This is a genomic window from Dokdonella sp. (genome assembly GCF_036518555.1).
Lineage (GTDB): Bacteria > Pseudomonadota > Gammaproteobacteria > Xanthomonadales > Rhodanobacteraceae > Dokdonella_A.
Genome location: NZ_DATDMY010000239.1, coordinates 1 through 15,995, shown reverse-complemented (window position 1 = coordinate 15,995; position 15,995 = coordinate 1). Strand labels below are relative to the sequence as shown.

Below are 15,995 nucleotides of genomic sequence, written 5' to 3'. Positions count from 1 at the left end.
GGACAAGCAAAGAAGGGTAACCGGCCCGCAGGGATGCGGGACGAACATGCACGGACGCGGGTCGGTCGTCGCGAAGAGTCGCGTCTGCTGCTCGCAAGCACGAACAGCGAAGACGCACCGCAGAAGCACCCTCACCCAACCCTCTCCCGCAAGCGGGAGAGGGAAAGTACGGGACCATGCGGGTCGAACACCCACGGACGAGGTCGGTTCTCGCGAAGACGATCACGGCTTCTGCGCGCAGAAGCGCGCTTGCTTCTCCGGGCCCCGTCGGCCGGCGGGCGGCGGCACACGCGGAGGAAAGTGCCTATCGGGGCACAGGGAAAACCGCCCCTTCGACCCTGATAAACTAGCGGGCTTGCCCGCAGCACCCCACGGCCCATGCCCGACCACCTGACCGAAACCCGCCGACGTCGCACGTTCGCAATCATCTCGCATCCGGACGCCGGCAAGACCACGCTCACGGAGAAGCTGCTGCTGTTCGGCGGCGCGATCCAGATGGCCGGCTCGGTGAAGTCGCGCAAGGCCGCGCGGCACGCGACCTCCGACTGGATGGCGCTCGAGAAGGAACGCGGCATCTCGGTCACCTCGTCGGTGATGCAGTTCCCGTACGAGGGCAAGATCGTCAACCTGCTCGACACGCCGGGCCACGCGGACTTCTCCGAGGACACCTATCGCGTGCTGACCGCGGTCGACTCCGCACTGATGGTCATCGACTGCGCGAAGGGCGTCGAGGAGCGCACGATCAAGCTCATGGACGTGTGCCGCCTGCGAGACACGCCGATCATGACCTTCATCAACAAGCTCGACCGCGAAGGCCGCGCGCCGATCGAGCTGCTCGACGAAGTCGAGTCGGTGCTGAAGATCCCGTGCGCACCGATCACCTGGCCGATCGGCATGGGCTCGCGCCTCAAGGGCGTCTACCACCTGCTGCTGGACGAGGTGCACGTGTTCGAGCCGGGCCGCAACTTCACGCGGCAGGACTCCACGATCTTCCGTGGGCTCGACGATCCGGCGCTCGCCGAACGCCTCGGCGCCGAGGCGCTGGCGGAGCTGCGCGACGAGCTCGAGCTCGTGCGCGGCGCTTCGCATCCGTTCGATCTCGACGCCTATCGCGCTGGTCGCCTCACGCCGGTGTTCTTCGGCTCGGCGGTCAACAACTTCGGCGTGCAGCTGCTGCTCGACTTCTTCGTCGAGCACGCGCCCTCGCCGCGCGGGCGCTCGACCACGACGCGCGAGGTCGCGCCCGAAGAGGAGGCGCTGAGCGGTTTCGTGTTCAAGATCCAGGCGAACATGGACCCGATGCACCGCGACCGCGTCGCGTTCCTGCGCGTGTGCTCGGGCCGCTACGACGCCGGCATGAAGATGCTGCACGTGCGCACGGGCAAGGACGTGCGCATCGCCAATGCGCTCACGTTCATGGCGTCGGATCGCGAGATCGTCGCGACCGCGTATCCGGGCGACGTGATCGGCCTGCACAACCACGGCACGATCTCGATCGGCGACACGTTCACCGCGGGCGAGCCGCTGTCGTTCACGGGCATCCCGAACTTCGCGCCCGAGCTGTTCCGCCGTGCGCGCCTCAAGGATCCGCTCAAGATGAAGGCGCTGCAGAAGGGCCTCGCGCAGCTCTCCGAAGAAGGCGCGACGCAGTTCTTCCGTCCGCTGATGTCGAACGACCTCATCCTCGGCGCGGTCGGCGTACTGCAGTTCGACGTGGTCGCGTACCGGCTCAAGGACGAGTACGGCGTGGAGGCCGCGTTCGAGAACGTCGGCGTCGTGACCGCGCGCTGGGTGCGCTGCGCGGACGCGAAGAAGCTGGAGGAATTCCGCGAGAAGAACGCGCTGAACCTCGGCATCGACGCCGCGGGCGAACTCGTCTACCTCGCGCCGTCGCGGGTCAACCTGCAGCTCGCGACCGAGCGCTGGCCCGGCGTCACGTTCGCCGCGACCCGCGAGCACGCGCACGCGATCGACGCGGGCTGACCGGGCCAGGCCGCCTCCGTGCGGCCCCTCCCGCCGGAGCGCCGCGTCCGTGCGGCGTTCCGGTCGAACCGCGTCAGTGCAACGGGGTGCGTTTGCGCTGCGCGGCCATCGCGCGTTCCATCGCGGCCATGAGTTCGCGCAGTTCCTCGTCCTCCGGGTTCTTCTGGACGGCATCGCGCACGAGCGCGAGGTAGTTGTCGGCGTGGCTGAGCCAGTGGATCTCGCGCAGGCGCTGGTGGGCTACGGAACGCATGGTGTCTCTCCTTCGGCTGGATGCGGCGCGCGAGACCTCGCGGGGTGCGCTGCCGTTGACCGACAGCCTACGCAGGCGCGATCGCCCGCTCCGCCCCGAAATGCGCAGTCGGCCCGTGATCGGGTTCACATTCCGGGGCTGCGGGGCTGCCGAGGCGCGCAAAGCAGAACGCCCGGCCGGAGCCGGGCGTTCGCAGGATCGGGCAACCGCAGTGCGGGTCAGCCGCCGCCGCTGGAGAAATCCGTCTTGAACAGTTCGTCGCTGCGCGGGGATTCGTGCGGCAGGTTCGAAGCGAAGATACGGTCGTTGGAGCTGAAGATCCGATCGGGCGCCGGGGCCGATACCGTCGAGGATGCGACGTCGTGCCAGCGCCCGGCGCGATGGCCGTGCAGCGCAAACGCGCCGACCACGAGCGCGCAGCACGCGGCGAGGCTGCCGACCCAACGCAGCGCGGCCGGGCGACGAGCCGCCGCGAAACGATGCCCGCGCGGGCGAACGGGGTGCGCGGGGCGCCGAAGCGCCGCCACCGCGGCCGCGAGCGCCTCCGACTCGGGTTCGAGCTCGCGCAGGAGACGACCGAGTTCGGCTTCGGGCAGCGCGGGCCGCTCGGCCGCGAGGCGGCGGTAGAGGCGGGAAAGCGACATGTCGTTCATGGCGTCAGTCATCGAAATCACCGTATCCCAATTCGCGCAGGCGGGCCTTCAGTTCGTCCAGCCCACGCGACACCAGTTTTCGCGCCGCCTCGACCGAGGCGATCCCGGCCAGGTCGGCGATTTCCTGCAGGGAAAAGCCCTGCAGATGGAGCGCGATCGGCAACCGCCGCCGCTCCGGAATCTCACCCAGGCACCGCTCCAGGGCGAGCATTCGCTCGCTGTCGCCGGCGCTGCGTTCCGGCCCTACCGGGCCTTCACCGAGGTCGAAGACGTCTTCATCGGCCTCCGGCAACGGCTCGGCGGCCCTGACCTGGGCCCGCCTGAGGGCATCGATCACGGTGCTCGCGACCACCCTCTGCACATAAGACGCATGAAAGGCGCCGGACCGGTCACGCTCCATCGCGTGCCAGAGGCGGATACGCACCTCCTGCTCGACATCGGCGGGGTCGACCCCGTGCCGGTCGAGGTTGTAGCCCTGCAGCAGGCGCCGCACCTTGGCTCCGTAGGCGCCGATCAGCTCCTCGAGGCGGGCGTGCAGGGGGTCGCGCGATTGCGGCATCGGAAGGCGGGGCCGGAGGGGGCGGCTATGCTCCCCGACGTGGTCGTTGCGCGCAAGCCGCGGGCACGCCCAAAAAGAAAGCCGCGCAGCGAGGCTGCGCGGCTCGAGGGGACGGTGCCCTCCAGGGGTTCGTCAGAACTTCACGGTCACGCGGCCGAAGTAATAGCGACCCATGAGATCGAAGTCGCTCGGATCCGTGTTCGCGTTGAGCGTGTTGTTCGCGTACAGCAGCGGCGGCTGCTTGTCGCCGACGTTGTTGACGCCGACATCGAAGCGCGTGTTGAGCGATTCGAGGTTGTAGCCAAACTGGATGTCGTGATAGATCGTCGCGCCGTAGTCGCGGAACTGGCCATCCAGTCCGCCGCCCCACGGATGCGTGTCCTGCGACGGTGCCGGCGACCCCATGCGGAATCGTCCGATGTAGCGCATGCCCCACGTCGCATCGAACGGGCCCATTTGCCAGCCGACCTGACCCTGCGCACGCCAGCGCGGGAAAAGGCAGATGCCGCCGGATGCGCCCGTGCAGGCCGCTGCCGGCGCGGATCCGAAGCCCATGAAGTGTCCCGCGTAGTGGAACGTCGAGTTGCCGTCCAGACCCGGAGCGGTCTGCAGATCGAAGTTCTTCAGATAGGTCGCATTGACCGATACGTTGAAGCGACCGAACGAGAATTCCGGCAGACGGTAGTTGAGCGCGAAGTCGACGCCGCCCACGTCCACGCGACCGAGGTTTCCGGTTGGCTCATAGACCGTGCGGATCTGCCCCTGCGTAGCACCGCTGTCGTAGCGCACCAGCAATGGACAGTACTGCGACTGGCCCGCGTAGCACAGGTCGATGATCTGCTGGGCGCCGATGCCCGTTATGTTGTTATTGAGGTACAAGCGCCACACGTCCGCGCTGACGGAGAGACCCTGTAGCCAATGCGGATCGTAAACGATCCCGAAGTCGAACGATTTGCCTTTCTCCGGACCGATCGGGAAGCCGGCAAACGCCGCCCCCGATGCGATGCCCGACAGCTGCGAGCCATTCGCGACCGCCTCGTTGTGGAAGGGCCCGGTCGCCGGTACGCCGGCGCAGACGGGCAGCCCGGCATTCGGGTTCGCGCCAGGCCCATCCCAGTCGCACGGATCGCGCGAGATGCGCGGAGCATCGGCTGCGGCCCCGGAGAAGATGTTGTTGATGGTCGGCGCACGAAACACCTTCGACACCGTGCCACGCAGCAGCAGGTCTTCGATCGGACGCCACTCGATCGCCATTTTCGTGTTGTTGGTACTGCCGAAGGTCGAGTATTTCGACCAGCGGTCACCGACCGTGAGATTCAGCGCGTGCACGAACGGCAGATCCTTGAGGATCGGCACGAACAGTTCGGCGTACGCTTCCTTCACGTTGTAGCCACCCTGCAGCGCGGACGCGCACTGGCTGCCGAGGGTGCAATTGCCGAAGAAGTCCGTGACAAGGCCCGTATCGACGTTCGAATGCGTGTATTCGGTGCGGTAGTTGTAGCCGAGCGCGAGCTGCATGGTGCCGGCCGGCAAGTCCACGACGCCGCCGTTGAGGTCGATGCGCTTGACGGTTTCCTTCGTGAAGAAGTTGCTGACTCCCGGCGAAGCCGCGGCCTTCAGCGCGGCGACGCTGTTGGGGTCCTGCAGGTTGAACGGATTGAACGCGATGCATCCGTCGAGCGGATGGTCGGGCGTGCCGCAACGCACCGTACCGGTATCCGGATCGTAGAAGGAGGGTCCGGTACCCAGGTTGAGGATGCTGAGATTCGGCAAGCCGAGGGTGGTGGTCGAGTTGTGGACATGGCCGTAGTCGAAGCCGAGTTCCCAATTCCACTGCTGATCGTTCCAGATCGAGAACGAGCCCTTGAAGCCGGTCGACAGCTGATCGTTCGCGGTGCCGTTCTCCGCGCGCCGATTGCCCAGCGATTCGAGGCGTGCACGGAACGTGTCGCCATTGGCAGGCGAGAATTCCACGCCGAACGGGTTGTAGTAGCTGTCGGCGGAAACCACGGTGCCGTAGCGCGCACCGTAGACCGATGGCGCAAGCTGGAACGACGCCGATGTCTTGTTGTGCAGCACGTTGAGGTAAGCCTCGACGTTGTCGGTCAACTTGTAGTTGCCATTGAGGAACAGTCCGGTGCGCTCCTGCGGCGTCATCACGAGGTTGACCGTCGCATAGTTGTAGAGGTCGCTCGGGCCTGCCGCGGTCGGCGAGGTGCGGTAGCAGTGATAGTCCGTCGCGACGTTCATGCCGCTCGCGTCGGGGTTGCGCGCAATACGCCCGCTGTCGCAACCGGGAAACATGTCGGCGAATGCGGCTGGAATCTTGATCCAGCCGTACGGCGACGAAGGCGAGCCTCCGACAAATGTACTGATCGTACTGGTCGCCGAGCCGAGGCGCGACAACGCGTTCTCGGAGAACTTGCGGTGGCCGGACTCGACCCCCTCGATCTTCTTGTAGTTGATGCCGGCCATGATCGAGCCCTTCTCCGAGCTCTGGCCGAACGTGAAGGAATAGCCCTTGGAGGTGCCGTCGTCGCGGTCGGAAATGCCGTAGTCCGCGGTGAACTCCGCGCCCTGGTAGTCGCTGCGCAGGATGAAGTTGACGACGCCCGCGATCGCGTCCGAACCGTACACCGACGAGGCGCCGTCGGTCAGGACTTCGATGCGCTCGACCATGTTGGCGGGGATCGCGTTCGGGTCGCCGGACAGGTAGCGGTGGCCGTTGATGAGCACGAGCGTGCGCGGCGAGCCGAGGCCGCGCAGGCCGATGCTCGAGAAGCCGCTGCCGCCGGAATTGTTGACCTGGGGATTCATGTTCGGGCCGGTGACCGCCGGCAGCGACTGGACGAGATCGCCGAGGGTGAGCTTGCCGGTCTTCTCGATCGCCGCGCGATCGATCGTGACGACCGGGTTGGACGTCTCGATGTCGACGCGACGGATGTTCGAACCCGTCACGGTGATCGTCTCGAGCTTCTGGCTCTCGGTGCTGTTGTCCTGCGCATTCGCCTGGATCGCACCGGTGCCGAGCACGGTCGCCGCGCCCGCGATGCCGTACATGCGCAGACCGCGTCGGACGGCGTCACGGAGCAGTGTGTTTCTCATGATTGTTCTCCCGTCGTGAAGCACAACTGGTACCGCAACCCGCGGCACCTTCCACGCCAACATTAAAAACCCGTGAAGGCGCGACGTTGCCGTGGAAGGTCGCGCCGCGTTGCTGGAATTGCCTGTTGGGTTGGCGTAGATGTCGCCGCCGCCGGAACCGCCCGCGGCAACGAGCGCACGCGCGCACGCCCGGCTGCTGGCATGCAGCCGGGCGCGCATGACCGTCGGAGGCGATCCGCGATCGTGCGATCAGCAGCGGCCGCCGGCCTCGCGGCGCAGCGCTCCGGCCGTGGTGCCGAAGCGCTGCCGGAACAGGCGCGAGAATGCGCTGCGGTTCTCGAAGCCGCTTTCGAGCGCGATCTCGGCGATCGCGAGCGGGCTCGCGCGCAGCAGGCGACGCGCACGCTCGAGCCGCTGGCGCACGAGGAACGCATGCGGCGTCTCCTCGTACGCGGCGCGGAACGCACGGATGAAGTGCCACGGCGAGTAGTTCGCCATGCGCGCGAGGCTTTCGTTGTCGATGTCGAGGTGGCAGTTCGTCGCAAGATAATTGCGCACGCGCTGCAGTCGCATGAACACCTGGCGCCGCTGCGCGTAGGTACGCCCCGGGCAGCGCGCGATCGCCGTGGCGAAGCCGGCCTGCAGGGCGATGATGCGCTCGACGAGCGCCTCGCACGCGGTGACGGCATCGCCGTCCTGGGCGGCTCGCGCGAGCGCGAGCGCACCGCGCCGCAGCTCGCGATCGGCCGCGTGTCGTGCCGGCAGCAGAATGGCGTCGAGTGAGGGCAGGCCGAGCTGGCTGGTCAATACCTGGCGCCACGCCGGCAGCGTTCCGAGCAGCGCGACCCACACGGCGTTGCCTCGGCCGACCGCGTGCAATCGCGTATCGACTTCGGTGACGCGCGCTTCGCCCGGGACCAGCAGCGCTTCGCTGCCGCCGCCGCCGAGCTGGAGCCGCCCGCGCAGCGGGACCCAGATGCCTGCGACCGGCGCGTCCGCCTTGAGCACGCAACCGCGGCCTCCCCCTACGACGACGCTGAGGGCGAGCTCGCCGCTCGCATTGGTCGCCTTTGCGTTCAGGTCCAGGCTCGCGCCGTGCCCGAGCAGTTGATTGACGATGTGCACGCGACCTCCACTCATGGGTGTGTGGCTCCTTGTCTAGGATGCGGCTGCGCGCTTGTCAGGAGATCCGCGTGAAATCGCTGCGAATTCTTCCGGATGAATCGATGAAACCCCGCCGGTTCAATCATTTGCGTCGTCGGCGCACGGGGGCGACGAGACCCGGAGCCGCGCTTACTACGAGTATCGTCGTACGTGGATATTACTATTTCGGGCCGGCTTGTAAACGGGGGGGGGCGCGCTGCGCGCGTCGCCGCACTCGAACGCGCACCCGCTGCATACGTCGCCCGGCCTATGCTCCGCCCGCAGCCCGAGGACGACACCGATGCATGCCCTTCCCCTGCTCGCCACCCCGCTCATCGCGCTCGCGACGGCAGCGTCCGCGGCTTGCGTCGCGCGCGGCGACGCCGCGCGCATCCATCTGGTCGAGCTCTATACGAGCGAGGGCTGCAGTTCGTGTCCGCCGGCCGAGCGCTGGCTCAGCACGCTGCGCGACAAGCCCGGCTACGCGGGTCTCGAGTTCCATGTCGACTACTGGGACTCCGCCGAGTGGCGCGATCCCTACTCGGATGCGCGCCATACCGCGCGCCAGAAAGCCGAGGCGAAGTTCGCGTTGCAGGGACGGATCTACACGCCGCAGGTGTTCGTCGACGGACGCGCGTGGAAGAACTGGCCGAAGGCGCCTCCGCCGCAGGCGCCGGACGCGGGCGACGTGACGCTCTCCATGGAACTCGAAGCCGGCGATACGCTCGAGGCGACGCTGGAGGCGACGGCAGCGCACGCGCAGGAGGATTACCGCATGTACGTCGCGCTGACCGAAGACGGACTCGCCAACACGATCACCGGCGGCGAGAACCGCGGCGCGACGCTCGCCCACGACGGCGTCGTGCGCGCGCTCGCGGGCCCGTTCGCACTCGGCCGCACGGGCGTTCGACTCGAGACGCCCGCTGGCCTGCGACGCGAGCACGCGAATGCCGTCGCGTTCGTGCAGGACGAGCGCCGCGGCGACGTCGTGCAGGTCGTGCGCGTGAGGCTGCGGGACTGCGCGGGCGCGCCAACGCCTTGATGCCCGCCCGCGGGTCGCGATCGGCACGCGCCAAGGTCTGACGCGCGGTCGACGACGGCGGCAGGGCGCGCACGAAAAAGGGCGGGCACCAAGGTCCCGAACCCGGTGTCCCGCCGAGGGTTTTCGCACATCGATGCTGTGACACATCGCCCGTTGGAAGGGCGACGCCAGTATGGCGCGCGACGCACGTCGACGCGTTGCGCGAAGAAACCGGGTCGGTGACGGAAATTGCGTGTTGACGTGCGCGCGTCGTGCGCGCTCATCGCGCGGCGCGCACGAGCCGCAAGGCGCCGATGTCGGTGTCCTCGATGTCCACCGGCGCGAACAGGATCGACGTGCCCCCGGGCATCACGCTGAAGCCGATGTCGCCGATGAGCATGTCCAGGCGCGTGACGAGGCGATCGGCGCCGGTCGTCGGATCGAGTTCGCGCAGCGCGGCCGAGCGGATGCCGAGGTCCGCGAAGTACCAGATGCGTCCGTCGACGATGCGCCAGCCGCTGCCGAGGTCGGCGGTGATCGCCCGCGTCACGAGTCGCTCGGCACCGCCGTCGAGCTCGCGGCGCATGAGCCCGGGCACGCCGGACGCGGTGTAATAGAGCGCGCGCGCGTGGCGGTCGACCTGCGCCTGCTCGACGCCCTCGACGAGCACGCTGCGCGATTCCTCCGGCGTCCCCGCACGCTCGATGCGCAGCAGCTTCGAGCTGCGCCCCGCGCCGTGCACCGCGACGAGGTAGCTGTCCGCGACGATGTCGTAGTCGCCGAACATGACCACGTCGTCGGGCCGCGACAGGATGCGCTGGCGCCGGCTCGCGAGGTCGATCTCGACGAGCTGGCGGCGCGCGCCATCGCGCTGCACGGCGACCACGCGCGAACCGTCCTCGCTCCAGCGCGCGAACAGCACCGGCCTGGCGACGTCGTCGGTGAGCTGCACGGTCGTGCCCGCTCCGAGGTCGTGCAGCCACAACTGCAACTGGCCGCTGCGATCGGACGCGAACACGACGCGGCCCGCGTCGGGCGACAGCGCGGGCGCATAGTCGCTGCCGGTCGACGGTGCGAGCACGCGCATGCCCGCGACGTCGCCGATCGGCAGCAGCTTGAGCCGATCCTGCGTGCGCGTGATCTCGTACACGACCGTGTCCCCGCTGCGTGCCGCGTGCGGGAACTGCGCCTTGCCGACCGCGAGCGGTTGCAGCTCGCCGCTGTCGACGTCGGCGACGTACAGGGCCGGCGAGCCGGACCAGGTCGAGGAGAACACGATGCTCCGGTTGTCGGGCATCCATGCGTGTCCGCGGATCGTCGCCGAAATCCGGGTGACGCGGCGCACCTCGCTGCCGTCCGCGCGCATGACCCAGATGTCGCTGTACGGCGACAGCCCGCGGCGGAACGCGATCAGCCGGCCGTCCGGCGAATAGTGCGCGTCGATGTCCTCGTCGTCGGGCGCGCGCGCGTAGCGCAGGCGCTGCTTCTCGCCGTTGTCGAGGTTCCATAGCGACAACGCGAGCGCCTGCGAAGCCGGGTCGGGGCGCTCGGCGAAGATCAGGCTGCGGCCGTCGGGCGTCCAGTCGAACAGGTTGAAGTTGTAGTCCTGGCACGGGCCGATGCGCCGTTCGTCCCCGCCGAGGCCGGGCACGAGGAACATCTCGCAGTAGCCGACGCCGAGCCGCTCGAATGCGATGCGCGTGCCGTCCGGCGACCACATCGGAAGCCCTTCGATCGCAGTGCCCGTGTTCGTGAGGCGGATCGTGCGCGACGGCTCCACCGAGCGCACGACGAGGCGCTCGAACCGGCTCTGCGGATCGAACACCGAGAACGCGACGCGCGTGCCGTCCGGCGACAGGTGCGGGCGGTATTCCGAGCCTGGATCGGAGGTGAGCGCGTGCACGTCCTCGACGCGCCAGGCCGGACGCGCGGACGGTACGAGCCACGCCGCGAGCGCGCCGATGAGCGCGATGCAAGCGCCGACCGCACCGAGCGCGACCGGGGTGCGCCAAACCCTTCGCACGCCCGGACGCGCGCGCGCTTCCGCCGCAGCCGGCGCCGACGTCGCGGCGTCGGGCGCTTCGCCCGCGAGCGTGTCGGGCGCCTCGACGAACACGCCGCCCGCGGGCCCGTCGAGCACGAGGACGGTCGCGACGAGTCGGTAGCCGACCTTCGGGATCGTTTCGATGTACTGCGGCGGCTTGCGGTCGTCGGCGAACGCGCGGCGCAGTTCCTTGATCGCCTGGTTCAGCACGTCGGGGGTCGGCAGGCGGCCGGTCCAGACGCGATCGAGCAGCTCGTCGCGCGTGACGGTCGAGCCCGCATGTCGCACGAGTTCGATGAGCACGGCGACCGCCTTGCCCGTGAGTCGCGGCAATTCCGGTCGGGTCACCACGCGCAGCGCGCCGACGTCGACGACGTGCTCGCCGACGCGCAGGCGCAGGTTCGACTGCATCAGCAGCTGGTCCGTGGCCCGTTGCGGCGAAACGTGCAGGTTCATGGTGTGGTTCTACCAGAACGGTCGTGTTCAAACCGGAATCGAAGCGTCCGCGAGCAATTGCTGCAACATCGGCGACGCGTGCGCGCGCCACGTTACGCCGCTTCGTGGCAAAAGTCAGGTGGCGGACGTCAGGACGACTGCAGCAGCGGCGGCAACGGGCAGTGCAGCCCCGCGCAGATCGTGCGCAGCAGTTCGGCTTCCGCGACCCCGACCACGCCGTCGGCGCCGATCGCGCGCACGAGTGCGGCGACGACGAGTTCCTTGCCCGCGGCGCCGAGGCGGTCAAGCCGCGGCAGCGCGCGATCGAGCGCGGCGATCCAGTCGCTCGGCGGCGCATGCACGAGCGTCGCGCCGGGCATCACTTCGGAAAGCGCGAGCGCATAGGCGCGCCGGGCCGCGGTCGGATCGTCGTGGCCGTGCTGCGCGACGATCGCGAGCACGTCCTTCAATTCGACCTCGACGTCACCGAGCTTGAGTCGCCCGAACAGTCGCGTCGCGGCGGGTTCGAGCGCATCGCCGACCTGGAAGCGGACCAGTCGCGCGAGGCAATACTCGTCGAGGGTGATCCGCCCGTCCGACTCGACGAGTTCGCCGAGCAGTGCGACGAACGCTTCGAGTTGCGGGCGCGGACGCCGGCGCAACGCGGGGAACGCGAGCGCGGCGAGCGGCAGGCGCTGCATCGGATGCAGGTCGGCGAGCGCATCGCCGAGTTCGCGCGCGAGCGCGCCGCTGCCGGCATCGAAGCGTTGCGCGACGAGGTCGAGCTGGCGCGCGCGCACGGCATCGTCGTCGTTGAGGACGAGCGCGCACAGCAGCGGCATCGCCTGCGTCGCGTGCAGCGCGGCTTCGCGCAGGCGTCCGGGGATCTCCATGCGCAGCTCGCGCGCCGCCGCGCGGTCGTCGCCGTCCGGGTTGCCGACCTGGCGCACGACGTCGGCCGGCGCGATGCGCAGGTGCGCCCGCGCCGTCGGCACCCGGCCTGGCACACGCACGCGCGCGGGCTTTTCGATGCCGCCGCCGACCGGCGCGAAGCCTGCGACGGAAACACCGGGCGCGTCGACGTCGTCGACGAGCGTCGGCTGCGACCACGCCGCCGCGATCGTCCGCAGCTCGTCGCGACGGAAGGACGGATCCAGTCGGCGGATGCGCTGCTCGAGCGGCGGATGCGTCGCGAAAAACGCGGCATAGCCGACGCCGTCGCCGAACAGCATGTGCGCGACTTCCTCCTTGTCGCCACAGTCGAGCCTGGAACCCTCCGCGAGCGCGCCGATCTTCTTCAGTGCGCCCGCGATGCCCTCGGTCTGGCGCGTGAACTGCACCGCCGACGCGTCGGCGAGGAATTCGCGCTGGCGCGAGATCGACGCCTTGATGATGCGGCCGCACACGACGCCGATGTAGCCCGCCGCGGCGAGTGCGAGGCCGAACATCACGGCGCCGCTCGAATCGCGGCCGCCGCGCCCGGCCCCTTCGGCGATCTTGCGGCCGATCACCGACACGACGAGGATGCCGAATACGATGCCGACGAGGCGGATGTTGAGGCGCATGTCGCCGTTCAGCACGTGGCTGAATTCGTGGCCGATCACGCCCTGCAGTTCCGCGCGCGTGAGCTTGTCGAGCGCGCCGCGCGTGACGGTGATGGCCGCGTCGGCCGGCGCGTAACCCGCGGCGAACGCATTGATGCCCGCCTCGTCCTCGAGCACGAATACCAGCGGCACCGGCACGCCGGCGGCGATCGCGATCTCCTCGACGACGTTGCGCAGGCGCCGATAGGCGAAATCGCCGTTGTCGTCGGCGACCTCGCGCGCGCCGAGCTGGGCCGCGACGGCGGCGCCGCCTGCGCGCAAGGTCGCGACGCGGTACGCGGAGCCGATGCCGATCACGCCGAGCACGAGTGCGCTGACGACGGCGAGACCGCCGGCCGATGCCCGGCCGTGGCCGAGTCCGATCACGACGACGAGGTCGATCGCGACGACGATCGCGACGACCGCGAGCGCGAACATCGCGAGCATGCGCCGCGTCTGGCGGCGCGCCTGCTCCTGGTGGGCGAAGAAGTTCATCGTCCGGGCGCCCGCGTTTCGGTGCGGCGCACGCGGAGCCTGCACGTCGACCCGAGCGCACCGCTCGCACCGGCGGGAAGCGGGAAATCGGGACGGATTCGCACGTTCGACGACGCGGCGCGGATCACGCCCGCGTCGCTCAGGTGAAGGAGACCTTGGGCACGTCGCGCTTCTGTTCCGATTCGATCCTGAGCAGTTCGGCGGGCTGGAACGCGAACATGTTCGCGACGATGGAACCCGGGAACATCTCGACGCGATTGTTGTAGCCCATCACCGCGTCGTTGTACGCCTGGCGTGCGAACGCGACCTTGTTCTCGGTCGAGGTGAGCTCTTCGCTGAGCTGCATCATGTTCTGGTTCGCCTTGAGGTCGGGGTACGCCTCGGACAGCGCGAACAGGCGACCGAGCGACTGGGTCAACGCATTGTCGGCACCGGCGAGTTGCTGCATCGCCGCGGCGTCGCCGGGGTTCGCCTTCGCCGCGGACAACCCGCTGATCGCGGAATTGCGCGCCTGGATCACTGCCTCGAGCGTCTCGCGCTCGTGCTTCATGTAGCCCTTCGCGGTCTCGACGAGATTCGGGATGAGGTCGTAGCGGCGCGTGAGCTGGACGTCGATCTGCGCGAACGCGTTCTTGTAGGCGTTGCGACCGCCGACGAGGCCGTTGTAGAGGCCGACCAGGTACAGGGCGAAGACGACGAGGACGACCAACAGGACGATCAGGCTCATGCTGCGTTACTCCCTCCGGGACGGCGAACGACGGGTGCGCGCCGCGGCGGGCGCGCCGCGGCGGTCCGAAGAGCGGCGCCCGGCAGCGCGAAGATGCAACCAGGTGCTCGATTCGGCCGGCACATATCCTGCTAGAATCAAGGCGTTTCGAGCATAACACGAGGGCCGTTCGAGGCCCCGGAGTCTGATGTGAGCAGGTCCGCGCGCGTTCTCGCCATCCTCGTTGCGTCTGTCGCAGTCGCCGTGTCCGCTCCGGTCGATGCGGCCGGCAAGGCACGCAAGGCACATGCCGCGGCACGCGCAGCGAGCCATCCGGCCGCCAGGCACCCGGCCGCGAAGGGCGTCGCGCGCAAGCCGCTGGCCGGAACCCGCTCGCGTTACGCGCCCGCCGCGATCGCGATTCCCGTCGCCGATCCCCGTGCGGTCTCGCACGACGCGGCGGCGATCGCCCACGAATTCGACGGCTGGCTCGACGAAGTCGAGCGCACGGGCGGCGTCTCCGGCCTCGCGGCCGCCGTGGTCAAGGACGACAAGGTGCTGCTCGAACGCGGGATCGGCGCGGCCGACTGGAGCACGGGCGAACCGGTCACGACCGACACCGTGTTCCGCCTCGCCTCGCTGTCGAAGGCGTTCGCAGCCGCGCTCACCGGCCTGCTCGTCGAGGACGGTCGCCTGCACTGGGACACGAAGGTCGCCGATGCACTGCCGTCGTTCACGCTCGCCGACGACGACGGCGCGCAGCGCCTCACGGTGCAGGACATCCTCAGTCATCGCGTCGGCCTGCCGCACAATACCTACGATCGCCTGCTCGAACAGGACGAGCCGTACGAATTGCTCGTCGATCGCCTGAAGGACGTGCCGATGGCCTGCCCCGTCGGCGCCTGCTACGGCTACCAGAACATCGCATTCAGCATGATCGGCGACGTCGTGTTCGCGGAGACGGGCGACTTCTACTACCACCAGGTCGAGAAGCGCCTCTTCCATCCCCTCGGGATGGGCACGGCGACCTACGGTCGCGACGCGCTCGAAGGTTCCAAGAGCTGGGCGCGCCCGCACCATCGCTCGGGCGCGAGCTGGTCGTCGTTCGTGCCGAGCGAAGCGTATTACCGCGTCGCGCCGGCGGCCGGCGTCAACGCGAGCATTCGCGACATCGAGCAGTGGCTCATCGCGCAGATGGGCGGCCGCCCCGACGTGCTGTCGCCGGCGCTGCTCGAGACCTTGCACACGCCGCTCGTCGAGACCGAACGCGAACTGCGCTCGACGCCGTGGAAGCGCGGCCGCCTCAAGGAAGCGCAGTACGCGCTCGGCTGGCGCATCTACGACTACGCCGGCGAGACGATGATCTTCCACGCGGGCGCGGTGCAGGGCTATCGCGCGATGATCGCGTTCCTGCCGAAATACCGCTTCGGCGCCGCGATGCTGTGGAACTGCGAGTCGGGCCTGCCCGCGGGCCTCATGCCGATGCTGCTCGATCGCTATCTCGGCTTGCCCGAGGTGAACTGGGCCGGCATCGACCATGACGACACCGACGACGTCGGCGGCGGCAGCGGCAGCAACTGATCCCGCGCGGTGGTGACGGCGGCGGACGTTCCGCGCGATGCGGGCGCGCCTCGCCGCAGCATGTCCGAATCTGACGCAACGCGCGCGGGCGTGACAGCGGCGACGCGCATGGAGCGCGCTTCGCCATGGCGCGGCAGCGTCGCCGCCGCGCCGTGCGGGGCCGTCAATTGCCGAGCTTGAACTCGATGCGTCGACGCAAGGTCGAGGCGACCGGCTGGCCGTTCTCGAGCCGCGGCTCGAACTTGGCAAGCTGCACTGCGCGCACCGCCTCGCGGTCGAACACGCGCGACGGCTCCGACGCGGTCACGTGCGCATTCTGCACCGAGCCGTCGGCGCCGACGGTGAACTCGACTTCGACCCAGCCGTCCTGGCGATTGCGCACCGCGGCGGGCGGATAGGCCGGGCGCGGCGGCGCGAGCACGCGAACGTCGCGC

12 protein-coding genes are annotated in these 15,995 nt (G+C 68.9%); 3 read left to right on the top strand and 9 right to left on the bottom strand.

Annotated features, from left to right (window positions below):
• Positions 1–378 precede the first annotated feature (378 nt).
• A complete protein-coding gene (locus VI238_RS13180; RefSeq protein WP_331652092.1) occupies positions 379–1,983 on the top strand; it encodes a peptide chain release factor 3 in 1,605 nt (534 codons plus the stop codon).
• Positions 1,984–2,056: 73 nt separating this feature from the next.
• Here VI238_RS13180 and VI238_RS13175 read toward each other — a convergent pair whose 3' ends face one another.
• From VI238_RS13175 to VI238_RS13155, 5 genes are all read right to left on the bottom strand, one after another.
• Entirely contained in the window at positions 2,057–2,236 is a 180-nt protein-coding gene (locus tag VI238_RS13175) for a hypothetical protein (RefSeq protein ID WP_331652090.1), read from the bottom strand.
• Positions 2,237–2,454: 218 nt separating this feature from the next.
• Positions 2,455–2,901 (bottom strand): hypothetical protein, encoded by a 447-nt coding sequence (locus VI238_RS13170; protein ID WP_331652088.1) that lies wholly within the window; start codon positions 2,899–2,901, stop codon positions 2,455–2,457.
• Positions 2,894–3,448: a sigma-70 family RNA polymerase sigma factor gene (locus VI238_RS13165; RefSeq protein WP_331652086.1), complete on the bottom strand. Its 555-nt coding sequence runs from the start codon at positions 3,446–3,448 to the stop codon at positions 2,894–2,896. The genes VI238_RS13170 and VI238_RS13165 overlap by 8 nt, the downstream gene beginning before the upstream one ends.
• Positions 3,449–3,580: 132 nt before the next feature.
• Positions 3,581–6,553 carry a TonB-dependent receptor plug domain-containing protein gene (locus tag VI238_RS13160; RefSeq protein WP_331652084.1) on the bottom strand — a complete coding sequence of 991 codons (2,973 nt, stop codon included), beginning with the start codon at positions 6,551–6,553 and terminating at the stop codon, positions 3,581–3,583.
• Between the two features lie 249 nt (positions 6,554–6,802).
• Positions 6,803–7,693, bottom strand: coding sequence for an AraC family transcriptional regulator (locus VI238_RS13155; protein WP_331652082.1), 891 nt, complete (start codon positions 7,691–7,693; stop codon positions 6,803–6,805).
• Positions 7,694–7,997: 304 nt separating this feature from the next.
• On the opposite strand from VI238_RS13155, the gene VI238_RS13150 reads away from it, so the two are divergent.
• On the top strand, positions 7,998–8,738 hold the full coding sequence (locus VI238_RS13150) for a DUF1223 domain-containing protein (RefSeq protein ID WP_331652080.1): 741 nt from the start codon (positions 7,998–8,000) through the stop codon (positions 8,736–8,738).
• A 259-nt stretch (positions 8,739–8,997) separates the two neighbouring features.
• Here VI238_RS13150 and VI238_RS13145 read toward each other — a convergent pair whose 3' ends face one another.
• The 3 genes from VI238_RS13145 to VI238_RS13135 form a co-directional block, all read right to left on the bottom strand.
• On the bottom strand, positions 8,998–11,217 hold the full coding sequence (locus VI238_RS13145; protein WP_331652078.1) for a winged helix-turn-helix domain-containing protein: 2,220 nt from the start codon (positions 11,215–11,217) through the stop codon (positions 8,998–9,000).
• A 128-nt stretch (positions 11,218–11,345) separates the two neighbouring features.
• Positions 11,346–13,274 carry a M48 family metallopeptidase gene (locus VI238_RS13140; protein ID WP_331652076.1) on the bottom strand — a complete coding sequence of 643 codons (1,929 nt, stop codon included), beginning with the start codon at positions 13,272–13,274 and terminating at the stop codon, positions 11,346–11,348.
• Positions 13,275–13,413: 139 nt separating this feature from the next.
• On the bottom strand, positions 13,414–14,001 hold the full coding sequence (locus tag VI238_RS13135) for a LemA family protein (RefSeq protein WP_331652074.1): 588 nt from the start codon (positions 13,999–14,001) through the stop codon (positions 13,414–13,416).
• Between the two features lie 189 nt (positions 14,002–14,190).
• On the opposite strand from VI238_RS13135, the gene VI238_RS13130 reads away from it, so the two are divergent.
• Positions 14,191–15,561 carry a serine hydrolase domain-containing protein gene (locus tag VI238_RS13130; protein WP_331652072.1) on the top strand — a complete coding sequence of 457 codons (1,371 nt, stop codon included), beginning with the start codon at positions 14,191–14,193 and terminating at the stop codon, positions 15,559–15,561.
• A gap of 163 nt (positions 15,562–15,724) precedes the next feature.
• Here VI238_RS13130 and VI238_RS13125 read toward each other — a convergent pair.
• Positions 15,725–15,995: energy transducer TonB (locus tag VI238_RS13125; protein WP_331652070.1), on the bottom strand; the 271-nt coding region annotated here is incomplete at its 5' end.